At 50.0% G+C, this 24004-nt stretch carries 25 protein-coding genes; 7 read left to right on the forward strand and 18 right to left on the reverse strand.

Annotated elements, in window-relative coordinates; all coding sequences use genetic code 11:
- Nucleotides 1-62: 62 nt before the first annotated feature.
- From J4650_RS03105 to zirU, 4 genes are all read right to left on the reverse strand, one after another.
- A complete protein-coding gene (locus tag J4650_RS03105; RefSeq protein WP_023993296.1) occupies nucleotides 63-620 on the reverse strand; it encodes a peroxiredoxin in 558 nt (185 codons plus the stop codon).
- 98 nt (nucleotides 621-718) lie between these two features.
- Nucleotides 719-1549, reverse strand: coding sequence for a two-partner-like secretion system exoprotein ZirS (gene zirS, locus J4650_RS03110; RefSeq protein ID WP_001242918.1), 831 nt, complete (start codon nucleotides 1547-1549; stop codon nucleotides 719-721).
- Between the two features lie 20 nt (nucleotides 1550-1569).
- Nucleotides 1570-3552, reverse strand: coding sequence for a two-partner secretion translocator ZirT (gene zirT, locus J4650_RS03115; protein WP_023993297.1), 1983 nt, complete (start codon nucleotides 3550-3552; stop codon nucleotides 1570-1572).
- Between the two features lie 74 nt (nucleotides 3553-3626).
- Nucleotides 3627-4472, reverse strand: coding sequence for a two-partner-like secretion system exoprotein ZirU (gene zirU, locus J4650_RS03120; RefSeq protein ID WP_023993298.1), 846 nt, complete (start codon nucleotides 4470-4472; stop codon nucleotides 3627-3629).
- Nucleotides 4473-4768: 296 nt separating this feature from the next.
- Here zirU and J4650_RS03125 point away from each other — a divergent pair, with 296 nt between their 5' ends.
- Together J4650_RS03125 and J4650_RS03130 are read left to right on the forward strand one after the other, a co-directional pair.
- Nucleotides 4769-5626, forward strand: a complete 858-nt coding sequence (locus tag J4650_RS03125; RefSeq protein ID WP_077248414.1) for a GyrI-like domain-containing protein — start codon at nucleotides 4769-4771, stop codon at nucleotides 5624-5626.
- A 390-nt stretch (nucleotides 5627-6016) separates the two neighbouring features.
- Nucleotides 6017-7126, forward strand: coding sequence for a hypothetical protein (locus J4650_RS03130; RefSeq protein ID WP_023993299.1), 1110 nt, complete (start codon nucleotides 6017-6019; stop codon nucleotides 7124-7126).
- 213 nt (nucleotides 7127-7339) lie between these two features.
- Here the strand turns inward: J4650_RS03130 and J4650_RS03135 are convergent, their stop codons facing one another.
- Both J4650_RS03135 and J4650_RS03140 read right to left on the reverse strand, forming a co-directional pair.
- Nucleotides 7340-7576, reverse strand: a complete 237-nt coding sequence (locus J4650_RS03135; RefSeq protein WP_001168017.1) for a YgdI/YgdR family lipoprotein — start codon at nucleotides 7574-7576, stop codon at nucleotides 7340-7342.
- Nucleotides 7577-7704: 128 nt separating this feature from the next.
- Entirely contained in the window at nucleotides 7705-8295 is a 591-nt protein-coding gene (locus tag J4650_RS03140) for a TetR/AcrR family transcriptional regulator (RefSeq protein ID WP_000208474.1), read from the reverse strand.
- A 77-nt stretch (nucleotides 8296-8372) separates the two neighbouring features.
- Here J4650_RS03140 and bdcA point away from each other — a divergent pair, with 77 nt between their 5' ends.
- On the forward strand, nucleotides 8373-9086 hold the full coding sequence (gene bdcA, locus J4650_RS03145; protein ID WP_023993300.1) for an SDR family oxidoreductase: 714 nt from the start codon (nucleotides 8373-8375) through the stop codon (nucleotides 9084-9086).
- Between the two features lie 90 nt (nucleotides 9087-9176).
- Here the strand turns inward: bdcA and J4650_RS03150 are convergent, their stop codons facing one another.
- Nucleotides 9177-10046: an aldo/keto reductase gene (locus J4650_RS03150; protein WP_000456771.1), complete on the reverse strand. Its 870-nt coding sequence runs from the start codon at nucleotides 10044-10046 to the stop codon at nucleotides 9177-9179.
- A 275-nt stretch (nucleotides 10047-10321) separates the two neighbouring features.
- A complete protein-coding gene (locus tag J4650_RS03155) occupies nucleotides 10322-11227 on the reverse strand; it encodes a LysR family transcriptional regulator (protein WP_023202503.1) in 906 nt (301 codons plus the stop codon).
- Between the two features lie 118 nt (nucleotides 11228-11345).
- On the opposite strand from J4650_RS03155, the gene J4650_RS03160 reads away from it, so the two are divergent.
- Nucleotides 11346-12275 (forward strand): aromatic alcohol reductase, encoded by a 930-nt coding sequence (locus J4650_RS03160; protein ID WP_023993301.1) that lies wholly within the window; start codon nucleotides 11346-11348, stop codon nucleotides 12273-12275.
- A gap of 96 nt (nucleotides 12276-12371) precedes the next feature.
- Here J4650_RS03160 and J4650_RS03165 read toward each other — a convergent pair whose 3' ends face one another.
- Entirely contained in the window at nucleotides 12372-13985 is a 1614-nt protein-coding gene (locus tag J4650_RS03165; RefSeq protein ID WP_001216563.1) for a peptide ABC transporter substrate-binding protein, read from the reverse strand.
- Nucleotides 13986-14174: 189 nt separating this feature from the next.
- Here J4650_RS03165 and mpaA point away from each other — a divergent pair, with 189 nt between their 5' ends.
- On the forward strand, nucleotides 14175-14903 hold the full coding sequence (mpaA, locus tag J4650_RS03170) for a murein tripeptide amidase MpaA (protein WP_000219107.1): 729 nt from the start codon (nucleotides 14175-14177) through the stop codon (nucleotides 14901-14903).
- Here mpaA and ycjG read toward each other — a convergent pair.
- Complete coding sequence (gene ycjG / locus J4650_RS03175) at nucleotides 14878-15843, reverse strand: L-Ala-D/L-Glu epimerase (RefSeq protein ID WP_001258073.1); 966 nt, start codon at nucleotides 15841-15843, stop codon at nucleotides 14878-14880. The two genes, mpaA and ycjG, sit on opposite strands and share 26 nt — an antisense overlap.
- 115 nt (nucleotides 15844-15958) lie before the next feature.
- On the opposite strand from ycjG, the gene tpx reads away from it, so the two are divergent.
- Nucleotides 15959-16465: a thiol peroxidase gene (gene tpx, locus J4650_RS03180; RefSeq protein ID WP_000084401.1), complete on the forward strand. Its 507-nt coding sequence runs from the start codon at nucleotides 15959-15961 to the stop codon at nucleotides 16463-16465.
- Between the two features lie 89 nt (nucleotides 16466-16554).
- Here tpx and tyrR read toward each other — a convergent pair whose 3' ends face one another.
- The 8 genes from tyrR to pspA all read right to left on the reverse strand — a co-directional run bounded on the left by tyrR (nucleotide 16555) and on the right by pspA (nucleotide 22790).
- The gene (tyrR, locus tag J4650_RS03185) at nucleotides 16555-18096 is read right to left on the reverse strand and encodes a transcriptional regulator TyrR (RefSeq protein ID WP_001235493.1); all 1542 of its coding nucleotides are present in this window, start codon (nucleotides 18094-18096) and stop codon (nucleotides 16555-16557) included.
- 147 nt (nucleotides 18097-18243) lie between these two features.
- Nucleotides 18244-19305, reverse strand: a complete 1062-nt coding sequence (locus tag J4650_RS03190) for a YcjF family protein (RefSeq protein WP_023138304.1) — start codon at nucleotides 19303-19305, stop codon at nucleotides 18244-18246.
- Nucleotides 19302-20699 (reverse strand): YcjX family protein, encoded by a 1398-nt coding sequence (locus J4650_RS03195; RefSeq protein ID WP_000825858.1) that lies wholly within the window; start codon nucleotides 20697-20699, stop codon nucleotides 19302-19304. The genes J4650_RS03190 and J4650_RS03195 overlap by 4 nt, the downstream gene beginning before the upstream one ends.
- Nucleotides 20700-20847: 148 nt before the next feature.
- Complete coding sequence (pspE, locus tag J4650_RS03200; protein WP_000913428.1) at nucleotides 20848-21162, reverse strand: thiosulfate sulfurtransferase PspE; 315 nt, start codon at nucleotides 21160-21162, stop codon at nucleotides 20848-20850.
- A 75-nt stretch (nucleotides 21163-21237) separates the two neighbouring features.
- A complete protein-coding gene (gene pspD, locus J4650_RS03205) occupies nucleotides 21238-21456 on the reverse strand; it encodes a phage shock protein PspD (protein ID WP_001097607.1) in 219 nt (72 codons plus the stop codon).
- Between the two features lie 22 nt (nucleotides 21457-21478).
- Nucleotides 21479-21838 (reverse strand): envelope stress response membrane protein PspC, encoded by a 360-nt coding sequence (gene pspC, locus J4650_RS03210; RefSeq protein WP_000508938.1) that lies wholly within the window; start codon nucleotides 21836-21838, stop codon nucleotides 21479-21481.
- Nucleotides 21838-22062 carry an envelope stress response membrane protein PspB gene (gene pspB / locus J4650_RS03215; RefSeq protein WP_001274953.1) on the reverse strand — a complete coding sequence of 75 codons (225 nt, stop codon included), beginning with the start codon at nucleotides 22060-22062 and terminating at the stop codon, nucleotides 21838-21840. The genes pspC and pspB overlap by 1 nt, the downstream gene beginning before the upstream one ends.
- 59 nt (nucleotides 22063-22121) lie before the next feature.
- Nucleotides 22122-22790, reverse strand: a complete 669-nt coding sequence (pspA, locus tag J4650_RS03220) for a phage shock protein PspA (protein ID WP_000510996.1) — start codon at nucleotides 22788-22790, stop codon at nucleotides 22122-22124.
- A 170-nt stretch (nucleotides 22791-22960) separates the two neighbouring features.
- On the opposite strand from pspA, the gene pspF reads away from it, so the two are divergent.
- The gene (gene pspF / locus J4650_RS03225) at nucleotides 22961-23941 is read left to right on the forward strand and encodes a phage shock protein operon transcriptional activator (RefSeq protein ID WP_001738297.1); all 981 of its coding nucleotides are present in this window, start codon (nucleotides 22961-22963) and stop codon (nucleotides 23939-23941) included.
- Nucleotides 23942-24004: the final 63 nt, after the last annotated feature.

The raw sequence follows: 24004 nt of genomic DNA on the forward strand, positions 1-24004 counted from the left end.
CCTGCGCCCCTGCATTGCCGGTTATTCGGTTCTCTGTGCAGGGACGGTGCTGATATAAGTGATTAGTAAACAGGAAGATGAGTGATATCTCGTGGTACAATAACACGCGTAACCACATTATTTTCATCGCACTCTATCAACGCTCTGGCAAAAATACTGAGCTCATTAATTTTCAGCCCGGAATTATCCAAAAACTGGCGGCAAGCGTAGTCAGAAACAAAGGTTATGCCGGGATGAATATCATGTTCCCGAATAAAACGGGCCTGAGCAAATGGCGTATCCATACTCAGCACATATACCGCCCGGTTTGAGTGGCTACCCGCTGATTTAAGGCGGTCACTATAGTCTTTTACCTGCCATTCACAAACCGGCGTATCCAGTGACGGGACGACAATAATCCGCTTTTTTATCCCCGGGATACAGTAACCCGGTAATAAATTATGGCTCACCAGCCCCTTTGTGCAGGGTAATGGTTCGCCTTCAGCCAGTATACCGGGTTTGAGGGTCAGCTGCGTTTTGCCAAAGGTGACAGCGTGTTCCTGACCCAATGAAATATAATCTTGTGTTGTTGCTGGTGTCATAAAAACTTCTCCTTTTAACGTTTGTATTCTTTTAGCCATAATAATTATTTAGCAATCCGCTAAAAAACCAGGTGAACATCCATAATAAGATGATGGTGATAAAAAGAATTATATTAGTCATAATAATTAATATAGTTTTATAGTCTTCCTCTGATGGAAATTTCTTTCGTGAAACTCATTGCATATTTAAAAGATATGTCAATACGTTCATTACTATGCCCACGATAGGTTATAACTTGTGTATATTTACCTGGAACATTTTCTTTCTTAAGAGGGCCATAATCCCATAAGCCTTTTAAATTTTCACGCGCTACAGTCTTATTAATGTGAACTTCATTTACAGGATTCCCGTCGATATCCTTAACAATAGTTGTGATGGTGGCACTTTCACCCGGCGATAATACAGACTTATCTATACTCATAACTGTTAAATCTGGGCTTGGCGTATTAGATATAGTTTCTGTTTCAATATACTGGAACTCAGATACCGATGGCACAGGCGTGTACCCTGACGCTGAAGCCATATCCGTTTCATTATAAATTTCTAGTTTAATCTTTGAACCCCGATGTTCCTTTTGGATATTAAATTTATGCTCACATGGCTTTTCACGTTTAAGTATATGCTGAGAGTTATCTTTATTGATCTGATAATACGTACATACTGTAGTAAAAGTTTCCGCAGACTGATAGTTATTATCCGGATCTCTGATGCCTACATTTCTGGCATTCCTCGCAATAGTCATTCCCGGAAAAGGTGTATACTTTTCAATAGAAAAGCCAAGTCCATTAAACTGCAATTCGTAGGTATCACGAGGTGTTCCAGGCCTGTGCCCAACGCTCGGTGCCGTAGGTGGAGAAAACATCCCGACGGTTGCCGCGGACGTTGTCGACGAATCCGCCAAGACGCTTATCGGCGCAGCCGCCAGAAGCAGGCTATAGATAATAAGATTATGTTTCGACATACGCACTGTTGATCCTTTTTAAAACATTAATTCGCATCAGATGCTGCGGTAGAACTCTTGGCATTTTCTTTATCAGAAATAATTCTGACGCGGATATATTTATTCTGAAGCGATTCCCCGTTAAGGCTATAAGGGATAAGCCAGGTGGCCTTTGTCGCCCCCGGTACGGATTTCCAGGATTTCATTTCATCCGAGATTTCCCACTGATAATTAAACGCATCAGTACAGTCCGTGTTATTTACACAAAGCGTTCTGGCTCGCATTTCCGTTCCGACGACTGGCGCGGTAACGCTTCCGTTGGCCTCTTCAGTACCCGGCGTAAAAAGCACCTCCACAGAAGTGACCTTCTGAGCAATGCTGTCTGACTGCGCTTGCAGCAGTACGGTCCCCTTCACCGGATGTTTATCGTCTGGTCCGCTTGCTTCAATATGTAATTTGAGCGGGCGAGCATCATCGCCGATATGGGTCACCAGAACCCGTTCAACCCAATGGCCGTCACGCTCTGTGCCACCGAGCGCTTTAAATGCCAGACCCGGCATATCTGATTGATACTTAATATGACGTGGTTTGAGCGACGCCCACTCCTCTTCAGAGCGCTCGCGCACGTAGTGCCACTCAATAACCTTCCCCTCTTCGCCGGCAGGAAGCGGCGTACTGATAACAAAGTTGCCGTCCTCAACCTGAACATCGTCATTGATAACATTTATCCATGAACGGAAACTGGTCTCATCCTGTGTCACCCTTACCGGGATACGCTCGGAGGTCACGCGAGTACCCCGGCTGTCAGTCACCGTTAAATAAAGGCTATACTCCTGACCGTCGGTCACCGTCAGCGGAAGTTGTGGAAGGATAAGGCCGCTGCCCAAACTCCCCTGAAGCTGGAGTCCGGCGAGAAGTTCCGCATCACCCGACCACTCAACCTTCTCAATCGGGTAACGGCTATCTACCGTCGCCATTAATGTCACCAGCGTCCCGGACAGGCCTGAAACCGGCATTGCCGTAATGCGGATTTTACTGGCCTGCTCCCGATACGCCATGACGATATCGTAATTACGATCGACAAAGGCACGCCGATTAGTCGTATTTGACGGCGCACCAACGTTGCGGTAATCAAGCTGTTCATGTAACGGCGTACCGAAGGAATAGTTGACTCTCAGACCGCCCTCTGCCTGCGAGCCGCCGTTACCGGCGTCCCGATATCCTGCTCTGACCTCAAGCAAGGGGACAGGATTCCAGACCAGATCCGCACCTGCGGCGCGGGGATTCCGGCTTAATGTACCGTTACCCAATAGATCAACTTTATCCCCGTAATACTGTTCATATGTGAGCTCGCCACTGAACCAGGGAAAATCGGGAAGCGTGCCTTTTGTTCGCAGATCAAAGCCATATGCCGGACGCTCATCATGTAATTCATGCGCTGCTGACGTTTTCCAGCCGGTGAGAGGGAAATAATAGTTGCCGGAAAAGGCCAGACTGTCTTTATAAACTTCCCCGCCAATGCCGCCACGTAAGTGGGAATAACGGATGTCGGCATCCAGAAACGTATTGACGCCGAGCAGCCATCCATTGACCTCCTGGCGGTAACCCATACCAACGTTAACATAGGTGCGGCCATCGAAACTGCTGTTGTCGTGGTCGCGAAAGCCAAGCTGACCAAAGAGTAAAGACGATGTTGTTTCCTGGACGGGAATAAACATATCGAACTCTGATGAGCGATATTTCGCGCCATCTTCAAGATTGACGCCACCACGGAAAATAATCTCCGGAAAAGCGCTCTTTATCCCCTCGTTCACCAGATGATTAGCGGCCTGCCCTGGTAACGCCTTTATTTTTCCTTTGGCATAATCCTCCAGCGTCCCCTCCTGCAGATGCGGAGAAATAGACGATGCCGTCCCCGCAATCCACGACTGAATTTCATTATCGCTATCAGCAATGACCGGCAGTGGAATCTGACTGGTAACAATGGCCCAGGTTATATATTTAGTAATGGGTTTTTTAGAAAAAACCACTTTATTGTCTCCTGCTATATCCCCCTGCCTGGCAGAGGGAGTATTTAAATAAGATGTTTATTTGGCGATAACCATCAGCGACGGATAGCGCGTTTATTCTCCGGCGTGGCTTTCGTCGTTTTAGGCGTAACGTGGACACGGAACAGTTTATTCTGCTCAGTTCCCTTAATAATATATTTATGCTTTTCAGCGTTGGTATTATTCAGATCGGTGAACTTATCTGGTGTCCCGGCATCCGCCATCTGCCAGGTAAAGTTATAATTACTGACCTCACACTCAGCCGCCGCTGTGGCGGCACATTCCAGTACCGCTTCAAGGGTGCCGCCTACCACTGGAGTGTTGGCGTCATTGGTACCGTTGAGTTCATCAGTCGGTTTACCACTTTCATTCACCACATTGATAGTGACAGAACGTAGCTTATTAGAAATTGTACCGTCTGCGGCGGAGTCGCCGCTCACCCCAGAAGATGCAGCAGTTAATAAGACAGTGGCAGGCAAGAATGCACTATCCGGCGTCCCCGTTGCCGTCTTAATCCGGTAAACGATTTTAATTTTTTTACCGCCTGCATCAGCAGGAATGGTAAAAGCCGTCCCGGTTGCCGCCGGGGTTCCAGAAGGATCGGCGGCCTCATTATCCACCAGATACCATTTAATATCGTCGGCATTATTCATTTTATCCAGCGATAAGGGATCCCCATCCTCATCCTCAATAAAAACATCCGCTATCTGGAGGGTTGAACCGGTCGTCAGTTCCCCAGACACTTCTATCTTTTTTGCATTAGTAGTTGCCACAGGACGGTGACCAACAGAAGCAGGCGTAGCAGAAGAAGCCATATCATTGGCTCTGATATTCGCCACCGCCTCTACTGAGACCACGGATGCACAAATCGCTAAAGCTAATAAAGATTTTTTGAAGTACAAAACAATTCATCCCTTTTATTAAATCATTAGAAATAATTATGAGATTTATAATCTCACGGGCTAAAAATTCAGGATTATTCAATCATTTTAACCGCCTGTGAAATTATGCCCTTCGCCATGCCAATTACTTAGCTTTACTGGCAAAAGCCGATCTCCAAGTGTAAAGTTTATTCAGAAACGTCAAGCAATTTAAATCTTTCTTGTTTTGCCAGAAAAGCTAACAACCCCCCACTGGTTTAATAACACAGTATGTCAAACACCTTAAATGTTTATATTTTCGGCTTCAATAAAGAGGAATGATGATGAAAAGAGCCATAATAGTCTCAGTATTAGAGCAAATAGAAAAAAATCTTGAAGAGAGGATTGATATTGAAAAGTTGGTTGTTATAACAGGTTATTCGCGAAGGAGTTTGCAGGATTTTTTTAAAGAAAAGTGTGGCGTCTCTATCGGGAAATATATCAGACAACGCAAGTTGAGCAGAAGCGCCACTCTGCTAAAGCTGACCTCTCAGTCGGTCACAGATATCGCGTTCAGAATGGGGTTTGATTCAGTGCAGTCCTATAGTCGAGAGTTCAAAAAAACATTTGGCGTCAATCCCAATAACTATCGCAAGGCTGATTTCTGGGATCTCAGAAACCTACGGCCTCCCTACTGGCTTGACTGTGATGAGCATTATCAGTTCGAAATTTGTCAGCTTACGTCAAAAGAAATTTTCGGATTTCAAACATCTCATCAGATCGCAACAAATGACCTTCCTAAAAAAGCGTCGCCTATAAAATGGAAAATCATTCATGAGACGCTCAGAACGTGGGGCGAAAATGTGTATTGTCTCTCGTCTTTTAAGCCGGATAATACCAAAGACCAGGTCATCGCCGTAAGCAGTTTTTTTGGTATGGAACATAATTCCGTCGATGGAGGAAAAATACCCATGTCGAGGGTAATAAAATGTGGTAAATATGCAAAATTCCATTTCGTTGGTCATAAGGAACAATATCAACAATTTTCCAATACAATATATATGTGTATATTGCCAAAACTGAATCTTATCAGGAGAGAAGGAGAAGATATTGAATACTTCCATTTGGCATCCGTCCAAAAGCAACAGAATAATGAATCCATTGTCGATCTTTATTATTACATCCCTGTACTGTAATGACTTCGTACCATCCACGCATTTCATCTGAAAAGTCTTCTCTTTTCAGAACGGTAATAAAACTCTCAGTATTGATTCTGGTAAAATAAGTGACTATTAATATAATTAACGTTTTGAAAGAATTGAAAAAAATAAATTGCGTGCACGCGACACCGGAGACAGATTACTGACAGTACTGTACGGTGTAGTGATCAGGTAATATTGGCTACAGTTTATGGTAAAAGCAAAGTCCATACTTTAACTATTAATGGGAGTATGCTGGCCGGGCGGCTTGCGGGGCCTTCATGCTCCCACATTTACAATGTTGGTATGATTACATTCTCTCTATATTTTACTGTGCTAACCTTTTATCTCGTTGAGATAACGTTTAATTAAAATGCTCTCTTTTTGATGTACATTATAAGAGGAGACATTATTCATATTTTCGAAATCAGGGCAGACGATATGTATACAACCATCAGAAACACAACGCTAGCAATGGTAGCGTGTTTTTCGTATATCGCACATGCCAGTACCCACCCTCCTCTTATTATCACCAGGGGAGCCGGAGGAGACGCCTCCGGAGCCGCAGTCATTCATGATAATTGGCGGCATGGCACTCCTGACCTGGTCAATCTTACCGATATCCCCATAGATAAAATCAGACCAGAAAAATACCGTTGCGTACTGATTATTGGGCAAGGAGCTATAAAAGAGATGCTTCTTGCGAACAATGCCTCAGCAATACTTTCCGGAAAAACGGTTGGTCTTTATACTCATCTGATCGATCAAAACACGCTCAGATTACTTCGGCAATTGCAGAACAAAGTGAGATTCAATCTCTTTTTTACCCGCTCGCAGATAACTCTACTAAAACTAAGGAACATTTCAGAATATAATTTTTTGAGTTCTAAAGTAAATAATGTCTGGGGACAAGACTCACTAGCAATTGAAACAGTGGCACCTGACAGGGGTAATATACCGGAAAAAGCGCTTCCCCTCAAAACAACGGATTATGTGATCTGGCTGGGTGGAAACTATACTACCTCTTCTGGTACGCAGCGTATCTTCACAAACGATCAGATTGTTGTAGCCCTGAAACCACTACATAATGTTATTTCACCAAATGCATCGATTGCTATTATGCTTTCACCACGTTTTTTTGATAATAGCATGAGTAAAGAAGCAAAAGTTAAACGACTGAAGGCAGTGCTTAACACCTTTTCGCGAAACAGGGTCACATTTTATATGAGTAAGGAGATGCTTGCTAATCTGAAAGAATTTGATTTGCCAGTTCAACTATCCCCTTCTTACGCAGAGCTGATGCGAATGCCCTGGGCCAGCGCTACCCGGCATTTTGCCTCTGTGGATCAATATAACCTGTTTGCTGATCTCATACCTAAAGTTACGCCGTTTCTTCTTGAACCGAATGATGCCGATCAAGCTCTCTATGCGACGGATTATCTTAATACCCGGCGTGTAAGTCTGACCCAAAATATTCTTAACCACGGTTGTGACTAAATAAAACGCGCAGAATCCGGGATAGTTAGCAATCCAAAACAGACCGTTAGCCATGAGTACTGTTTATCTTCACTATACAGGGAACAACCAAATAACTGACAACACAAATCAAGCCGAGACCCGGAATTCGGCTATACAGGCGCTCTATTCAATTCAGGCCCAGAAACCGTCCGGTACCCATACTGGACACGGCCTCCCAACTGCTTTAGCGCATTACCAGTCCAGCTTCGATGCGCCTTCTGTCGTCTGCACTATTTCACTGGTTTTAATAACGCGATGATAACCATAAACATCAGCGTATTTCGTCATTCCGGTTGCGGTGTCAACCTCCGGCTTACCCTGCGTTTCAATAATCTCTCCCGTCCGGGTCGTCATGGTATAGGTCGTTGTACATCCGGCTAGCATCAACACTGATAAGCTAAGTACCGTAATAAGACTACACTTTTGCATTTCTTGTTTCCCTGACACCTCTATTTTTGATGTACTTTACCGAATACCGCAACGGCAAGATGGATGATTAGGGCTATTGCTCCCTGTTTGTCCGTATCTGACTGGCTCAGGTTTTTTGATGCGCTGCGTTAATCCGGCAGTAATCGCTCCAGCACATCCCCAGCCAGAAGCACGCTCTCCTGAAGACGCTCCAGGCTATACCCCGCTCGCGCCTTGGCGGAAAGCCCCGCCATTAGCGTCCCCATAAAGTCCGTCGTCCGGTCAGCCTCTTGCGGATACCGCATGGCGACATAAGTGCGAATCAGGTTTTCAGCAGCGATGTAAAACTCGCAGGCGGCCTCTCGTGCCGGTTTATCGTTACAATGAGCGCCCTCCAGAACCAGACATCCAGTGGCATCAGGATCGGCAGCGTAACGTCTTGCCGCTTCCATCAGCACATCGATAAGGCACTTCGCGGTCGGGCGATCGTGACGCAGAAGCGCCCCGAGCGGAATCGCGTCGGTCATCCTGTAACGTTTTAATACGCGAGTATACAGCCCCAGCTTGCTGCCAAACGCCGCATAGAAACTGGGAGGATTGATCCCGAACGCTTTTGTCAGATCCGCTACGCTCACCGCGTCGTATCCGCGCGAATGAAATAAGTGTTGAGCGGTTTCAATGGCTTGCTCCGGATCGAACTGGCGAGGGCGACCCGGCGTTCGGCTATGTTTTGTAGTCATCACTACATAACTCCTTGACGGCATGATTTCATTACGCATATTGTAGTGGCTACTACAATATCATAAAGGACATCCTGATGACGCTATTTCGCAACAAATCTGTACTGGTTTTAGGGGGAAGTCGTGGTATCGGCGCGGCTATTGTACGACGCTTTAGCGCTGACGGCGCATCGGTCGTTTTCAGCTACGCCGGATCGCGCGAAGCCGCCGAAAAACTGGCAGCGGAAACCGGAAGCATCGCCATCCAGACGGATAGCGCCGATCGGGATGCCGTCATCAGCCTCGTGCGTGAGTACGGACCGCTGGATATTCTGGTCGTCAATGCGGGCGTGGCTCTCTTCGGCGATGCGCTGGAACAAGATAGCGATGCGATAGATCGTTTGTTCCGCATTAATATCCATGCGCCTTACCATGCGTCAGTCGAAGCAGCCCGCCACATGCCGGAAGGTGGACGCATTATTATTATCGGTTCCGTGAATGGCGATCGGATGCCCGTACCGGGAATGGCCGCGTACGCCGCCAGTAAATCAGCCCTACAAGGGCTGGCGCGCGGCTTAGCCCGTGATTTTGGCCCCCGCGGGATTACAATAAATGTAGTGCAGCCAGGCCCCATTGATACCGACATCAATCCGGAAAATGGCCCAATGAAAGAGCTGATGCACAGTTTCATGGCGATCAAACGACACGGAAGACCTGAAGAAGTGGCTGGAATGGTGGCATGGCTTGCCGGCCCGGAAGCCTCTTTCGTCACCGGTGCGATGCACACCATCGATGGTGCCTTCGGCGCCTGACGGCCAGGCGAATATCACACGGTTGCCGTCTACGCTCCGGCAACCGTGTTAGAAGCTGTTCATGTGAGAAAACATCCGCAAGCGCCGGGATCAATCGTGGATTTTAACGCCAAGACAACCGCGAACAAATTCAGGATTAAAATGCTTCACCGCTTCGCCAACGTAGCCTAAATCAAGGGCGTTGATTTGAGCCATTTCGTTATCCGTTAGTGAGAAATCCCAGATAGCAAAGTTCTCTTCAATGCGTTCCTGTCGAGTGGATTTAGGAATAACCGTGACGCCACGCTGCACGTTCCAACGCAGGACAACCTGCGCGATGGTTTTTTGATGGGCATCGGCAATCCTTTGAAGCATTTCATTTTCATACGGTTTATGTCTCCCGCCGCCTAACGGCGCCCACGCTTCAGGCTGGACGTTATAATGCTTCATGGTTTCCAGCGCGGCGGGTTGTGCAAAGTATGGATGCAATTCGACCTGGTTTACCATTGGCGTAATTCTGACGGTTTCACAGAAGTTGGCTAACACATGCGCATAGAAGTTGGACACGCCAATGGCTTTTAGTTTACCAGCTTCATAAGCGTCTTCCAGCGCGCGCCACGCGCTAAAATAATCGCCCATTGCCTGATGCAATAAATAGAGATCAAAATAATCTAACCCGGATTTTTTCAGCGATGCTTCAATACCTGCTTTGGCCAGATCGTAGTTAGCCATATCTTGCACCCACAGTTTAGAAGTAATAAATAACTCCTCACGGGTACACAGACCTGTCGCGATGGCTTCACGAACAGCGTCACCAACGGCATCTTCATTGCCGTATACCGCAGCGGTATCGATAAGGCGATAACCGCTGCGAATAGCGCTTAACACTGACTGCTGACATTCTTCTTTGTCGGTTACCTTAAAAACGCCAAAACCAACCATAGGCATTTTAAGGTTGTTACTTAATATTGAATATTCCACGCTAAAGCACCCTTTCGTCGTAAAGACGCCATGATAAGAACAAAATACAGGTACAATGAGTATTGTTAAATCCAATTATATTTATACAAAAAGTTCATTAATAACAGTTGTACAGATTTTTTATTGCATCCAAACGTTCAGTGCTTGCTATATCCTCGCCGTGTAGCACCTGTTTGATAATGACTTTTTCTTATGCGTCAAAACCAGTACCGTCATTTTGACCGTCTGTGAAAAAGTTTTCTGAACAGGCAATGCGATATCCGGAATAATATTTTTTAGCGAAGAGGCTCCGACTGGCTCAGCGCCGTTTTGCACCAGTCATAAAAAGCGCGTACCGCAGGCGGCAAAAACCTGTTTTGCGGATAGACCAGCGCAAGCGGCAAATCATAAGAATGGTTGTCCATGCAGGTCACCAGCGCCCCGCTGTGCAGATACGGCGCAACCAGATAGCTGGCGACGCGAATTAACCCCAGCCCCTGTATTCCGGCCTGAATATAAGCGTCCGTATCATCGACAACCAGCGTCTCCTGCACCCGCATCGCGTAATCCTCCCCCTCACGCGTAAAAAACCAGTCGGTGGTACGCCCGGTGCGGTGGTTCAGGTAGCCGACCGCATGGTGTTTTTGCAGATCATCTAAATTTTCAGGGCTACCGTAACGCTCAATGTAAGTGGGCGATGCTGCTATCACCCAGTTAAAACTGGCGAGCGGACGGGCAACCAGCGTGGTGGAATCATCGATCCTGCCGGCCCGAATCACGCAGTCATACCCTTGCAGGATAATATCCTCCACGCTATCGCTGGAACAAAGTATCAGCTCCAGCTCCGGATATTGGCGCAAAAAGGCCGGGAGCGTGGGAATAATGCAATGTCGGGCGAGAGATTGCGGCATCCCCACTTTAAAACGCCCTTTGGGTTGTGCCGCCCGGCCGGGAAATGACGACTCCATGGCCGCGATATCTGCCAGTACTCTTTTGCACTCTTCGTAGTAACGCCGCCCCTCTGCGGTCACACTAAGTTTGCGAGTTGTACGTTGCAAAAGTTGAATCTTAAGCCAGGATTCCAGTTCTTTAACCACCCGCGATACCGTTGAGCGCGGCACGCCCAGCACTTCGGCGGCTCTGATAAAACTATGGGTATCCACCACGCAAACATAGACCTGCATCGCTTCCAGCTTGTCCATTTTCCCCCCGCCAATTATCCCATTTATCAGAACAGTCTAACCCGTCTTCGGCGTCTTATCGAACGCAGATCCCTGACGTAATCTCTATCTACAGGTGAATCAACACAGAGAGGTGCAAATGAAACAATCCAATAATCAGGTGGGTGAAAAAGTATTGGTGCTGGGCGCGGGACAACTGGGGGCGTCAGTGCTGGCGTCGTTGGTTCCGGCGGTCACACAGCGTAATGGTTCCGTTTGCATTATTGTGTCAGGGCGATCCAGGGATAAACAGAGCAAACGACGTTCCAGCATTCATCAACAACTGGCGGATGCCGGTGCGCGGTTTATCCCGGTCGACATCGCAGACAGTTCGGTTGCAGCGTTAAAAGATCAATTCCACGGTTTTGATACGATCATCAATTGTATGGGGTTTGTCGCCGGTGCGGGTACCCAGATAAAAATCACCCGCGCGGTACTGGAGGCGGGCGTTAAGCGCTATTTCCCCTGGCAGTTTGGCGTGAATTACGATGTGGTCGGCAAAGGCAGCGGCCAGCCGGTGTGGGACGAACAGTATGACGTCAGGACGCTTTTGCGCGAGCAAAACGTCACAGAGTGGGTGATTGTTTCAACCGGTTTATTTACCTCTTTTCTCTTCGAACCGGCCTTTGGTGTGGTCAACTTAGCCCAAAAAACCATCAATGCCCTCGGCGGATGGGAAATGCAGGTCACTGTCACGTCGCCTGCGGATATTGGTCGCCTGACCACTGAAATTTATCTGCATCAGCCGCGTATCACTAACGAAGTCGTCTTTGTCGCGGGGGAAACGACCTCTTATGCAAAACTGGCGGAAACGGTCGAACGCGTGACGCAGCAAACCTTTACCCGAGGCGTATTGACGCAACCTGACTTACAGGAGCAGCTCCGTTTACATCCGCATGACCCAATGCTGCGCTATCGCGTCGCCTTCGCGCGTGGTGACGGTATGTGGTGGCCGATGAGTGACACCTGGAATGCACAACATCATCTGCCGACACAGGATATTGCCGCCTGGCTGAAAACACACCAATGAGAACGGCGGCATCAGGCGCTCGCTTAATCCCCATGCCTTCTGCCAGCATCAGGCGGCGGGCATGGCTACCTTGCGTTAACAAGAAACCAGTACGCATCAGTGCTTCACGATATACATTGTGCGACTATAGGCCACATCTTCCGGGTTAGTAATGGGATATCCCTTTACCCACGGTTTAATTAACCGGCCATTGGTATACTGATAAATAGGCGCTATAGGCGCTTGTTCCGTTAAAATTTTCTCCGCTGCATTGTAATCCGCGTTACGTGCTTCGGCGGTATTTTCCATCGTCGCTTGCGTCAGGATTTTGTCATAAGTCGGATTAGTAAAGCGTGAAATATTCCCCGTATGCGTGGACGTTAATAAGGATAAGAAAGTCGACGGTTCGTTGTAATCACCCACCCAGGAGGCGCGAATAACATCAAAATTACCGGTATTACGGCTGTCGATATACGTTTTCCACTCCTGGTTTTGCAATTTCACATCCACCCCCAGATTTTTCTTCCACATTGACGCCACCGCAATCGCGATTTTCTGATGGTTTTCTGAGGTATTGTAAAGCAGAGTTAATTTAAGCGGCTTCTGCGATCCGTAGCCTGCTGCACGCAGCAATGTTTTCGCCTGGGCGTTAAGTTCTTCCTGACTCATTTGTTCAAACGGTGAAGGATCGGGCTTAAATCCTGCCGTGACATCCGGTGTAAAATGCCAGGCCGGTTTTTCACCGGTACCTAAGACTTTTTCCGCCATCAAACGGCGATCAATGGTCATACTTAGCGCCAGACGAACGCGGGAATCCGCCGTCGGCCCTTTCTGCGTATTAAACGCATAATAATAAGTCCCTAATTGCGGCGGCGTATAAACTTGCCCTGGAATATCCTTCAATAATTTCTGGTACATATTTTTAGGGAAAGATTCGGTGATATCAATATCACCGGCAAGATAACGTTTCGTCGCAGCCGACTCCTGGTTAATGGGTAAAAATGTCACTTTTTGCAGTACCGTTTTCGCGTTATCCCAGTAATGCGTATTAGGCACGACCACCAGTTTTTCATTTACCACGCGCTCTTTAAGCACATACGCGCCATTGCCAATCAGTTTTCCCGGCTTCATCCAGTCTTTGCCGCTTTCGACATTCGCTTTTTGGACCGGATAAAAGGCAAAACTGGCGGTCAGACTGGCAAACCAGGGCAACGGCTTGTCAAGCTGAACACGCAAAGTGTGCGCGTCCACGGCACTGACGCCAAGCTGATCCGGCGTGACTTTACCGTCGATAATGGCTTGCGCATTAGTGATGCCAGCCAGAGCGGCAAACCAAGCGAAGGGGGAAAGCGTTTTGGGATCAACAAGGCGTTGCCAGCTATAGACAAAATCCTGGGCGGTCACCGGCGTTCCATCGGCCCATTGCGCATTATCCCGCAACGTAAACGTCCAGATACGATTATCATTGCTCTTCCACTGGCTGGCGACACCAGGGATAATTTCACCCTTTTCGTTCTGGTTAACCAGCCCTTCAAACAGATCGCGGATCACCTGAATTTCAGGCAGCCCAACGGCTTTCGCTGGATCTAACGAAGCGGGCTCATCTTTGATATGACGCACCAGTTCTTGTTTTTCTGCCAGTACCGTTCCGCCGGGAACATCCGCAGCATATGCCAGGGAAAAGCTGCTAACCAACAGCGCACAACAGGTTACTGAAACAGAATGCCTCATAGAAGTTCCTCAAAGATGAGTTAAATGACAACGTAATTATTTGTTTCAGCAGAAAGAAATGCAATTATCTTCCGCCAGAAAGTTGATATCGCGCCATACAAGATGGTAAATAGAAACCATTTGATAATCGGCGGGTTTTACACAACACTACGATGATTACCCTACTGGTCTCAGCTTCGGGAAACGCGTATGACTGTCACCCGCCCCCGTGCCGAGCGCGGCGCATTTCCGCCAGGCACTGAACATTATGGACGTTCGCTACTAGGCGCGCCGCTAATCTGGTTTCCGGCGCCTGCCGCCAATCGCGAAAGCGGTCTGATACTGGCTGGCACCCACGGGGATGAAACCTCATCCGTGGTGACGCTCTCCTGTGCGTTACGCACCTTAAATCCGTCCCTTCGCCGTCATCATGTCGTACTTGCCGTTAATCCTGATGGCTGTCAACTGGGGTTAAGGGCAAATGCGAATGGCATTGATCTAAACCGTAACTTTCCCGCCGCCAACTGGAAAGCGGGTGAGACAGTTTATCGCTGGAATAGCCGCGCGCAAGAGCGTGATGTCGTGCTGCTAACCGGCGACCATCCCGGCTCAGAACCGGAAACCCAGGCGCTTTGCCAGTTAATTCATCGACTCCAACCCGCCTGGGTCGTCTCTTTTCACGATCCGCTAGCCTGCATTGAAGATCCACGTCGCAGCGAGCTAGGCGAGTGGCTGGCCGATGCGTTTGCGTTGCCGCTGGTGACCAGCGTAGGTTACGAAACGCCCGGTTCGTTTGGCAGCTGGTGCGCCGACCTCAACCTGCACTGCATTACCGCCGAGTTTCCCCCTGTTTCCGCCGATGAAGCCAGCGAAAAATACTTGCTGGCGATGTCGAATCTGCTCCGCTGGCATCCTAAAGATGGAGTTGACCCGTCGTAAAGCGTAGCGCGGGCTCAACATCAACCGCCAGCCATGTTGGGCCATCAAGATCGGCGAAGCTCACCTGCGGCATAAGCGGCAGCGCGGCGCTAATCGCTCTTGATGTACAGAGCATACAGCCCAGCATCAGGCCGAATCCTTGCTCCCGCGCCTCCGTTGCCAGCGCCAGCGCCTCGGTCAGACCGCCGGTTTTATCCAGCTTAATGTTGATCATATCGTAGCGCCCCGTCAGGGCTTTCAGACTACTGCGAGTATGGCAGCTCTCATCTGCACAGATGGGCAACGGATGAATAAAATTTTCCAGGGCGGCGTCATCCTGCGCGGGCAGCGGTTGCTCCAGCATCGCGACATTCAGATCCGCCAGTAACTGGCAACGCGCCGCCAGCCCCTCCGGACGCCACGATTCATTGGCGTCCACAATGAGCGTCGCCTCCGGCACCGCCGAGCGGATCGCCACCATACGTTCGCTAATCAGACGAGCATCGAGTTTAATTTTCAGCAACGTCGCCCCTTTTTCCCATAGTGCCGCCGCACTGGCTGCCATCTGTTCCGGCGTGCCTATCACTACCGTTTGCGCGGTAGTAAAAACCGGGGCCAGCGTCACGCCGAGCAGCCCGGCAAGGCTTTGCTGCCGCTGGCGGGCCTGCAAATCCCATAAGGCGCTATCCACCGCGTTGCGCGCCGCGCCTGCCGGCAACAGTTTCTGCAATGCTTCGCGAGTCAGCCCGTTTTCCAACTGAGGCACAATACTCATGATTTGCGCCATGACCGAGGCATCACTTTCACCATAACGTGGATATGGCGTACATTCCCCGATGCCTTTTACGCCCTCTTCTTCCAGTTCGACAACGACAACATGCGCTTCGCTTCGGCTACCACGCGCAATAACGAAAGGCGTATGCAACGGCCAGGTTTCCTCATATACCTTAACAGATCTCATCTCTTCCCCTCTGATAGCGCCGGACGCGGCTTGCTACAAATAGTATTTGCCGTGTTAATGAATAATGACTTAAACTGGATTTCGACGTTAACTATAAGTAAATAGGAACATAATTATGTCACAGACTGTACATTTCCAGGGTAACCCGGTCACCGTTGCCAACGTTATTCCGCAGGCTGGTAGCAAAGCACAGGCTTTTACTCTTGTCGCAAAAGATTTGTCTGACGTTTCCCTCAGCCAATATGCAGGCAAACGCAAAGTGCTGAATATTTTCCCCAGCATTGATACTGGCGTATGCGCCGCATCAGTTCGTAAGTTTAATCAACTGGCCACAGAAGTGGAGAATACCGTCGTATTGTGCGTTTCTGCTGACCTGCCTTTTGCACAGTCGCGTTTTTGCGGCGCGGAAGGCCTGAGCAACGTTATTACGCTTTCCACTCTGCGTAATAACGAGTTTCTGAAAAACTACGGCGTCGAAATCGTTGACGGCCCGCTGAAAGGTTTGGCGGCGCGCGCAGTCATCGTGCTTGACGAAAACGACAACGTTATTTTCAGCCAGTTGGTGGATGAAATCACCCACGAGCCGGATTACGACGCCGCGCTTAATGTCCTGAAGGCATAAGCCAGCGACTGCTGGCGCTACGTTTGTCAGTGCTACAGGCGGTGCTCTTTTGTCACAAGAAGGCCTCTATCCGGAGGCCTTCTTTTTTTCTACTCTTCACCCTTCTTCTGGCTCAGACCATATTCACGCAGCTTATTGGCAATCGCGGTGTGCGATACCCCCAACCGTTTCGCCAGTTTACGCGTACTCGGATAGCTACGATAAAGCTGGGTCAGGACAGAACGTTCAAAACGACTGGTAATGTCATCCAGCGAGCCTTCCATCGCATCCTCGCCGACTGCCACCGTCGCGGCATCGTAGTCAGGCAGCAGGATATCCTGCGGACGCAGCTCATACCCTTCCAGTTGCGTCAGCGCCCGGTAAATCGCATTTTTAAGCTGGCGAACGTTACCCGGCCAGCCGTAACGAGTGAGGACCGTACTCAGATCGGCAGACAGTTTCGGTCGCGGAACGCCCTGTTCGTCGGCAAAACGCGCCACGAACAGTTCGGTCAACGGCATAATATCCTGCGGACAATCGCGCAACGGCGGCAAATTAAGCGTCAGAACGTTAAGTCGATAATAGAGATCTTCGCGGAACAGTCCTTTTTGCACCAGCTCCACCAGATTTTTCTGCGTGGCGCAGATAACGCGGACATCAACATGAATTTCGTGATCTTCGCCGACGCGACGGAACGTACCATCGTTGAGAAAACGCAGCAGCTTCGCCTGCATACGCGGCGACATTTCGCCAATTTCATCCAGCAGCACCGAACCGCCATTCGCCTGTTCAAAGAAACCTTTTTTACCTTCCGGCGCATGGCCAAATAGTTCGCTTTCTACCGCATCTTCCGGGATTGAAGCGCAGTTGAGCGCCAGATACGGTTTCGCTGAACGAGGGCTTGCCTGGTGACAGGCATAGGCGAAAAGATCTTTGCCGGTTCCCGTATCGCCGGTAATCAGCAGCGGCGCGCTGAGCATCGCCAGTTTGCGCGCCTGCTCAACGACGTGCTTCATCTTTGCGCTCACGGCAATAATCTGACTAAACGCGCTCAGATCCTGCGTGGACAAATTCTGTAGCTGCTGTCCCATACGAATCGTGGAACGCAACATCACTACCGCCCCGGTCAACACGTATTCGTCATTTTCGTTTTGTAAATGTACCGGCGTAATCTCCATCAGGAAGTTTTGCCCGTTGATCACGACATGTTCGTTATGGGAGCTTTGCGGGTTACCGTCCAGCCAGCGCTGAAAATTGAAACCGTTGATTAATTGTGCGGCGGTATGGTGCCGCATTCGCTCCTGGCTCTGGGCAAAAAGCTGACAACTCGCCGGGTTCGCCATCTCCACTTTACTCTTCATATCCAATGAGAGCACCGGCTCCGGCAACGCCTCAAGCAGCGCGCTCAGGGCCAGATGTTCACGTTCGGACGGCATCCAGGGAACGGTACGGACATCCGTTACGCCGGAAATACGGCGGATTTCGGCCATCAGGCTGCTAAAGTCGGTGAATTCCAGCTCAGCAAAATTAAGATAAATTCGCCCAATGGGATCAATCTCGATTCCGCGTAAATCAATGCTACGTAACACCAGTAAATCAAGTAATTCGCGGGTCAGACCAAGTCGGTCTTCACAAAAGACTTCCAGACGCATGGGAACCTTCACCTGAATAATGAACCATTAAATAGATGATAAGCCACTATTCGGCTGGCAGGAAGGATTCTGTCAACAAATATTGACAGCATGACGGAAAAACGGGCGCTGCGGCGTAAAGCCAGGCAGTCAGCGCCCTGTGGAAGGTCATTTCTCAGGCGACGACTTACTCTTTTGCAGCGTCTCTTTTAGCTGACCGATAAGCTGACGACGAAAATCACCGAGACGTGGTTTATCGTTGTCGATCCACGGCAATGGTCGACATAGCTCCATCGCTTTTATTCCCAGTCGAGCGGTAAGGAGACCTGCGCCAATCCCCTGCGCCGCGCGCGTGGACAGGCGTGCGGCCAGATCCTGAGACATCCAGTCCATACCGACTTCACGCACCAGCTCACTGGCCCCCGCGAACGCGATATTCAGCAACACCAGACGGAACAGACGAAGGCGGCTGTAATAACCAAGTTCAATGCCATACAGCGTTGCGATACGGTTAATCAGGCGTAAATTACGCCAGGCAATAAACGCCATATCCACCAACGCTAACGGGCTGACGGCGATCATCAGAGTCGATTCCGCGGCGAAACGGCTAATCTCACGTCGCGCCTGCGCGTCAAGTACCGGCTGTACCAGATGCGCATACAAACCGACGATTTCCCTGTCGTTTTGCGTTTCGTGAATAGCGGCATACCAACGTTGTAATGCCGGATGTGATTGATCAATCCCCGCCTGCTGCGCCAGTTTTTCGCAAAATACGCGACCTTTCCCGACGCTATGGCTATGTAACAGTTCACGGGCTTCATCGCGTTCATGCGCCCGCTGGCGCAAGCGCCATAATCGCCGCCACTCCGTGACCACCGATCCCACGCCAGCGCCAATGATCAGCGCGCCTGCGGCACAGCCGCCTAAAGCGACCCAGTCCTGAGTTTGCCAGGCATTCATTGTCCACTGTACGCCTTGCCCGACCACGCTCGCGCCAAACAGCGCCAGCCCTCCCATCACCATTTTACGCCACAGGCTGCGTTTGGGGCGCAGCGCGGCATCGACCGCCGCTTCTGCCACGCCTTCGTCTTCCGGGCGCTCATCGATAGCCGCAGGCGCAAATGTACGCGACTCCGCTTCGCTGAAAGTTTGCTGCGCTTTGAAGGCCGACGTAGGCTCCTCCTTTAGCGGTTCTGCAAAATCAATACGCGGTTTTAACGGTTCGCTCATCGCAGCTTATCTCCTATTAAAAACTCCAGCGCAGCGTCCAGACGAATATGCGGTAACGGTTTATCAACATCCATCACCTGCGGACGAAAGGCTTCGAACTGAAAGCCCTGCTTATCCCAAAACGCTTGTCCCGGCAAACGCGAAGGCACTTCGCCGGGGTACACGGTTAACGGCGCGCCGTCACTCAAACGGTTTCCACGTAAAGCCGGGATTTTTTCGCCGTTGACCTCAATCACGCCGCTGGTGGTCGCCTGTACCGACGCCAGCCCCAGGCAATCCATACTAATGCCTTCAAACGCGGCATTTTGCCAGGCATCCTGAATAAGCTGCTGGAGCAAGGCCACCATATTGGCATGTTGGTCGAGGGTGACATGGTCGGCTTTCGTCGCGGCGAACAGCAATTTATCAATTACCGGCGAAAACAGGCGGCGAAACAGAGTCCGCTGGCCATAGTGAAAACTTTGCATCAACTGCGTTAAGGCGAGACGCATATCATTAAACGCCTGCGGCCCGCTATTAAGCGGTTGCAGACAGTCGACCAGCACAATCTGGCGATCAAAGCGTAGAAAATGATTTTTGTAGAACCCCTTGACCACTTTTTCGCAATAGTAGTTAAAGCGTTCGCGCAGCATTCCAGCGTTGGTCTGTTTATCCGCCTGCGCCAGTTTTGACTCGCCGAAGGCGTCCACATCCGGCCACGGGAAAAACTGCAACGCTGGCGCGCCCGCCATATCGCCCGGCAAAACAAACCGTCCAGGCTGAATAAAATGCAATCCCTGCGATTTACACTGATGCAAATAATCCGTCCAGGCGGCGGCAATCTCCGCCAGCCGATTTTCATCGGCGGGCGCCAGCGGATCGAGTCCGTCGCATAGTTGCCGCCATTTTGCGGCCCACTCAGCGCGTTGCCCTTGTAACAAGCCGTTCATCTGACGGGACCAGCTTAAATAATCCTGAGCCAGCATGGGCAGATCGAGTAACCATTCCCCTGGATAGTCCACAATCTCCAGATACAATGTCGAGGTATCTTTAAAATGGCGCAGCAGCGAGTCGTTGGAGCGATAGCGCAACGCCAGCCGAATCTCACTCACGCCGCGCGTCGGTGTGGGCCATGCGGGAGGATTGCCATAAAGCTGAAGTATCCCCTCGTCGTAGGTAAAACGGGGAATACCAAAATCACGTTGAGGCACGCGCTTTACGCCAAGCAGGCGTTCTTCGCGTACCGCGCTGAGCAACGGTAAGCGCGCGCCCGCGTGGACATTAAGCAACTGGTTAACCATCGCCGTGATAAACGCTGTTTTACCGCTGCGGCTCAACCCGGTTACGGCAAGACGCAAATGCCTGTCTACCCCACGATTGACCAGCGCGTTGAGTTCAGTTTTAAGTCGCTTCATTGACATCCTGTTGAGCCTGAAGAGAAGAAAAAATAATAACGAGCCTGCGTTATAGATATGTGCAAAAACGTTATTATCAACTACCCGGAGAGATCAACAACGGCGCATTAAGCGCCGCGGTTAGTATGAGTATTGAGCAATAGATTATCTATTTTTTTACTTTCGGCATATCAAGACGACTGATACCGCCCATATTCATCGCGTGCGTATACCCCATATCAAGCAACATTTGTTTTGCCATGCCCGACTGTCGTCCGGAGTTGCAATATAACTTTACCGTATCGTTCCTGTCTGGAACTACCGTTTCGATATGAGATTTAATCTCCTTCAATGGGATATTAATCGCGCCCTGAATATGCTCTCGCTGATATTGTTCCGGAATGCGGACATCTATCCAGTATTCTGCGGCATAAAGCGGCATGGCTATGAATAACGCTAACGCAAATATTCCTTTTTTCAACATACTTCCGTCCTGACACGTAATGTATTTCGCACACACTATACGCCAGAGCTTAACGAAATATTATGACCAGACTCGCTATTTGTAACGCTGCGAAATTTTATTCGCCGCCTTACGAAGTACTGGCTCCAGCGCAAACGCCAGCAACATTTTTAGCGGACGACGGGCGACGGATTTTACCGCCCATCCCGCCACGCCGGCAGGCCCGTAGCGTAACGCGGTCAACAGAACCAGCTTACCTGCTATTTTGAAGCCGGGCTTCACCTTCTGCCCGGCGCGTTGCCAGCGAGTATTCATCTTCACCTTCCCGATATATCACTTACAGTTGACGGAAACGACTACGCAGTGTGAACGTATCTGACGTGACGTAGCGTTCCATTTCTCGCAAACGCTTTTCGCCTGCGGCAAGCTCTCTGTCTACGGTATCCAGCAGTTCGCCGCTGGTCGGCTGCGGTTTGCCTGCGGCCAGATTATCCGGCATAGGGTCCAGTACAAAAGACAGAACGATATAGGCCACTACGGTAAAAAACGCCAGCCCAAAGAAAATCGACAGCACGACCAGAATACGCACCAGTTTTACCGGTACATCAAGGTAGTCGGCGATCCCGGCGCAAACGCCACGCACCATGCCCTTTTGCGGCATACGCCATAGTTTTTTATTCAGATTGATTCCACCCATTAGCGCTCTCTCCAGTTCGGATGCTCTGCATCAAGAATGTCTTCCAGCGCCTGAATGCGCTCGCGCATACGTTGCGCATCGTCTGTGAGTTGCAGTAAGCGTTGCTGCTCGCTTTGCGACAGTTCTCCCCGACCGGCGCGGTTGCTGTAATGCAGCCACAGCCAAATCGGTAACACAAACAACACAAAAATGGTTAACGGGATGGCCAGAAATAGCGCGCTCATGCGTTCTCCTTACACCTAAAGCTGATGAGCGACGGCGCGTATCGGCGCCGCCATTGTCATTATTGATTATCTTGCTTCATTTTGGCTTTCAACTGCGCAAGCTGCTCGCTGATTTCATCATCGGCTTTCAGGTTGGCAAACTGTTGGTCCAGCGATTGCTGCTTACCAAAACGATGGCTTTCCGCTTCCGCTTCCATTTGATCGATACGACGTTCAAAGGATTCAAACCGCGCCATGGCTTCATCCAGTTTGCCGCTGTCAAGCTGACGACGGACATCGCGGGAAGAACTCGCCGCCTGATGACGCAGCATCAGCGCCTGCTGGCGAGCGCGTGTTTCGCTGAGTTTGTTTTCCAGCTCGCCAATCTCTTTCTTCATGCGCGCCAGCGTGTCATCCACCAGCGTGACTTCCTGTTCAAGCGTAGCAATTAAATCGGTCAGCTTTTGTTTTTCAATCAATGCGGCGCGCGCCAGATCGTCTTTATCTTTGCGCAGGGCCAGTTCCGCTTTTTCCTGCCACTCGATCTGCTGAGCCGTAGCCTGTTCAATACGACGGGATAACTGTTTCTTTTCCGCTAAAGCTCGCGCGGAGTTCGAGCGAACCTCCACCAGCGTATCTTCCATCTCCTGAATCATCAGGCGCACCAGCTTCTGCGGATCTTCCGCTTTTTCCAACAACGCATTGATATTGGCGTTCACGATGTCGGCAAAACGAGAAAAAATACCCATAATTCAATCCTCACATAATGTTCTGATAACGGGCGATGCCCTGCTACATGATTAATACAATTTGCGTGCCAACTTTTCATGTCACTGATAATAAAGAAATTGTTTCGTTTTACCTCGCCAGCAAAAAAGGATAAAGTGGTGAAAAACACTAACAAGTGGCGATTTTCATCATGGCTGAATTTAAAGATAACCTGCTCGGCGAGGCAAACCGTTTTCTTGAAGTACTGGAACAAGTCTCCCGGCTCGCGCCGCTGGATAAGCCAGTGCTGATTATTGGCGAACGCGGGACGGGTAAAGAACTTATCGCCAATCGCCTGCACTATCTCTCTTCACGCTGGCAGGGGCCGCTTATCTCGCTTAACTGCGCAGCGCTTAACGAAAATCTGCTGGACTCCGAACTGTTTGGTCATGAAGCGGGTGCTTTTACCGGGGCGCAAAAACGCCATCCCGGTCGCTTTGAACGCGCCGATGGCGGCACGCTGTTTTTGGATGAACTGGCGACAGCGCCGATGCTGGTACAGGAAAAGCTGCTGCGGGTGATTGAATATGGCGAGCTAGAGCGCGTCGGCGGCAGCCAGCCGTTACAGGTTAATGTGCGATTAGTATGCGCCACTAATGCCGATTTACCCGCCATGGTGAAGGAAGGGACATTTCGTGCCGATCTGCTCGACAGGCTGGCTTTTGATGTTGTACAACTGCCGCCGCTGCGCGAACGCCAGAGCGATATCATGCTGATGGCCGAGCACTTTGCTATTCAGATGTGTCGTGAGCTACGTCTGCCCTTATTTCCCGGTTTTACCGATCGGGCAAAAGAAACGTTGTTGCATTACGCCTGGCCAGGTAATGTCCGCGAGCTGAAAAACGTAGTCGAACGTTCAGTGTATCGCCACGGCAGTAGTGAACAACCTTTGGATGAAATTGTTATCGATCCTTTTCAACGCCATCCCGCTGAACCGCCCGCGCCCGCCCTGCCAGCGGCATCCGTCACGCCTGACCTGCCGCTCAAATTACGTGAGTTTCAACTGCAACAGGAAAAAGCGCTGCTGCAACGTAGCTTACAGCAGGCGAAGTTTAACCAGAAACGAGCCGCCGATTTGCTGGCGCTCACCTACCACCAGTTTCGCGCCTTGCTTAAAAAGCATCAGCTTTAGCTATTTCTCCGGCTAATTGACGACATTTACGCCAGTTATCCACCGACATTTTTACGTGGCGGG

Source organism: Salmonella sp. 32120201201600049SM (assembly GCF_017572835.1).
In the GTDB taxonomy this organism is placed as follows: Bacteria; Pseudomonadota; Gammaproteobacteria; order Enterobacterales; family Enterobacteriaceae; genus Salmonella; species Salmonella enterica.

What these genes read in the sequence shown, in the direction of transcription:
- tpx (WP_000084401.1), top strand. Translation starts at nt 15,959, where the DNA reads ATGTCACAGACTGTACATTTCCAGGGTAACCCGGTCACCGTTGCCAAC.
- J4650_RS03125 (WP_077248414.1), top strand. Translation starts at nt 4,769, where the DNA reads ATGATGATGAAAAGAGCCATAATAGTCTCAGTATTAGAGCAAATAGAA.
- pspC (WP_000508938.1), bottom strand. Translation starts at nt 21,838, where the DNA reads ATGGGTGGAATCAATCTGAATAAAAAACTATGGCGTATGCCGCAAAAG.
- J4650_RS03190 (WP_023138304.1), bottom strand. Translation starts at nt 19,305, where the DNA reads ATGAGCGAACCGTTAAAACCGCGTATTGATTTTGCAGAACCGCTAAAG.
- pspA (WP_000510996.1), bottom strand. Translation starts at nt 22,790, where the DNA reads ATGGGTATTTTTTCTCGTTTTGCCGACATCGTGAACGCCAATATCAAT.
- J4650_RS03155 (WP_023202503.1), bottom strand. Translation starts at nt 11,227, where the DNA reads ATGGACAAGCTGGAAGCGATGCAGGTCTATGTTTGCGTGGTGGATACC.
- J4650_RS03130 (WP_023993299.1), top strand. Translation starts at nt 6,017, where the DNA reads ATGTACATTATAAGAGGAGACATTATTCATATTTTCGAAATCAGGGCA.
- pspD (WP_001097607.1), bottom strand. Translation starts at nt 21,456, where the DNA reads ATGAATACTCGCTGGCAACGCGCCGGGCAGAAGGTGAAGCCCGGCTTC.
- pspE (WP_000913428.1), bottom strand. Translation starts at nt 21,162, where the DNA reads ATGTTGAAAAAAGGAATATTTGCGTTAGCGTTATTCATAGCCATGCCG.
- J4650_RS03195 (WP_000825858.1), bottom strand. Translation starts at nt 20,699, where the DNA reads ATGAAGCGACTTAAAACTGAACTCAACGCGCTGGTCAATCGTGGGGTA.
- pspF (WP_001738297.1), top strand. Translation starts at nt 22,961, where the DNA reads ATGGCTGAATTTAAAGATAACCTGCTCGGCGAGGCAAACCGTTTTCTT.
- J4650_RS03105 (WP_023993296.1), bottom strand. Translation starts at nt 620, where the DNA reads ATGGCTAAAAGAATACAAACGTTAAAAGGAGAAGTTTTTATGACACCA.
- tyrR (WP_001235493.1), bottom strand. Translation starts at nt 18,096, where the DNA reads ATGCGTCTGGAAGTCTTTTGTGAAGACCGACTTGGTCTGACCCGCGAA.
- pspB (WP_001274953.1), bottom strand. Translation starts at nt 22,062, where the DNA reads ATGAGCGCGCTATTTCTGGCCATCCCGTTAACCATTTTTGTGTTGTTT.
- J4650_RS03140 (WP_000208474.1), bottom strand. Translation starts at nt 8,295, where the DNA reads ATGACTACAAAACATAGCCGAACGCCGGGTCGCCCTCGCCAGTTCGAT.
- J4650_RS03165 (WP_001216563.1), bottom strand. Translation starts at nt 13,985, where the DNA reads ATGAGGCATTCTGTTTCAGTAACCTGTTGTGCGCTGTTGGTTAGCAGC.
- mpaA (WP_000219107.1), top strand. Translation starts at nt 14,175, where the DNA reads ATGACTGTCACCCGCCCCCGTGCCGAGCGCGGCGCATTTCCGCCAGGC.
- J4650_RS03160 (WP_023993301.1), top strand. Translation starts at nt 11,346, where the DNA reads ATGAAACAATCCAATAATCAGGTGGGTGAAAAAGTATTGGTGCTGGGC.
- J4650_RS03135 (WP_001168017.1), bottom strand. Translation starts at nt 7,576, where the DNA reads ATGCAAAAGTGTAGTCTTATTACGGTACTTAGCTTATCAGTGTTGATG.
- bdcA (WP_023993300.1), top strand. Translation starts at nt 8,373, where the DNA reads ATGACGCTATTTCGCAACAAATCTGTACTGGTTTTAGGGGGAAGTCGT.
- ycjG (WP_001258073.1), bottom strand. Translation starts at nt 15,843, where the DNA reads ATGAGATCTGTTAAGGTATATGAGGAAACCTGGCCGTTGCATACGCCT.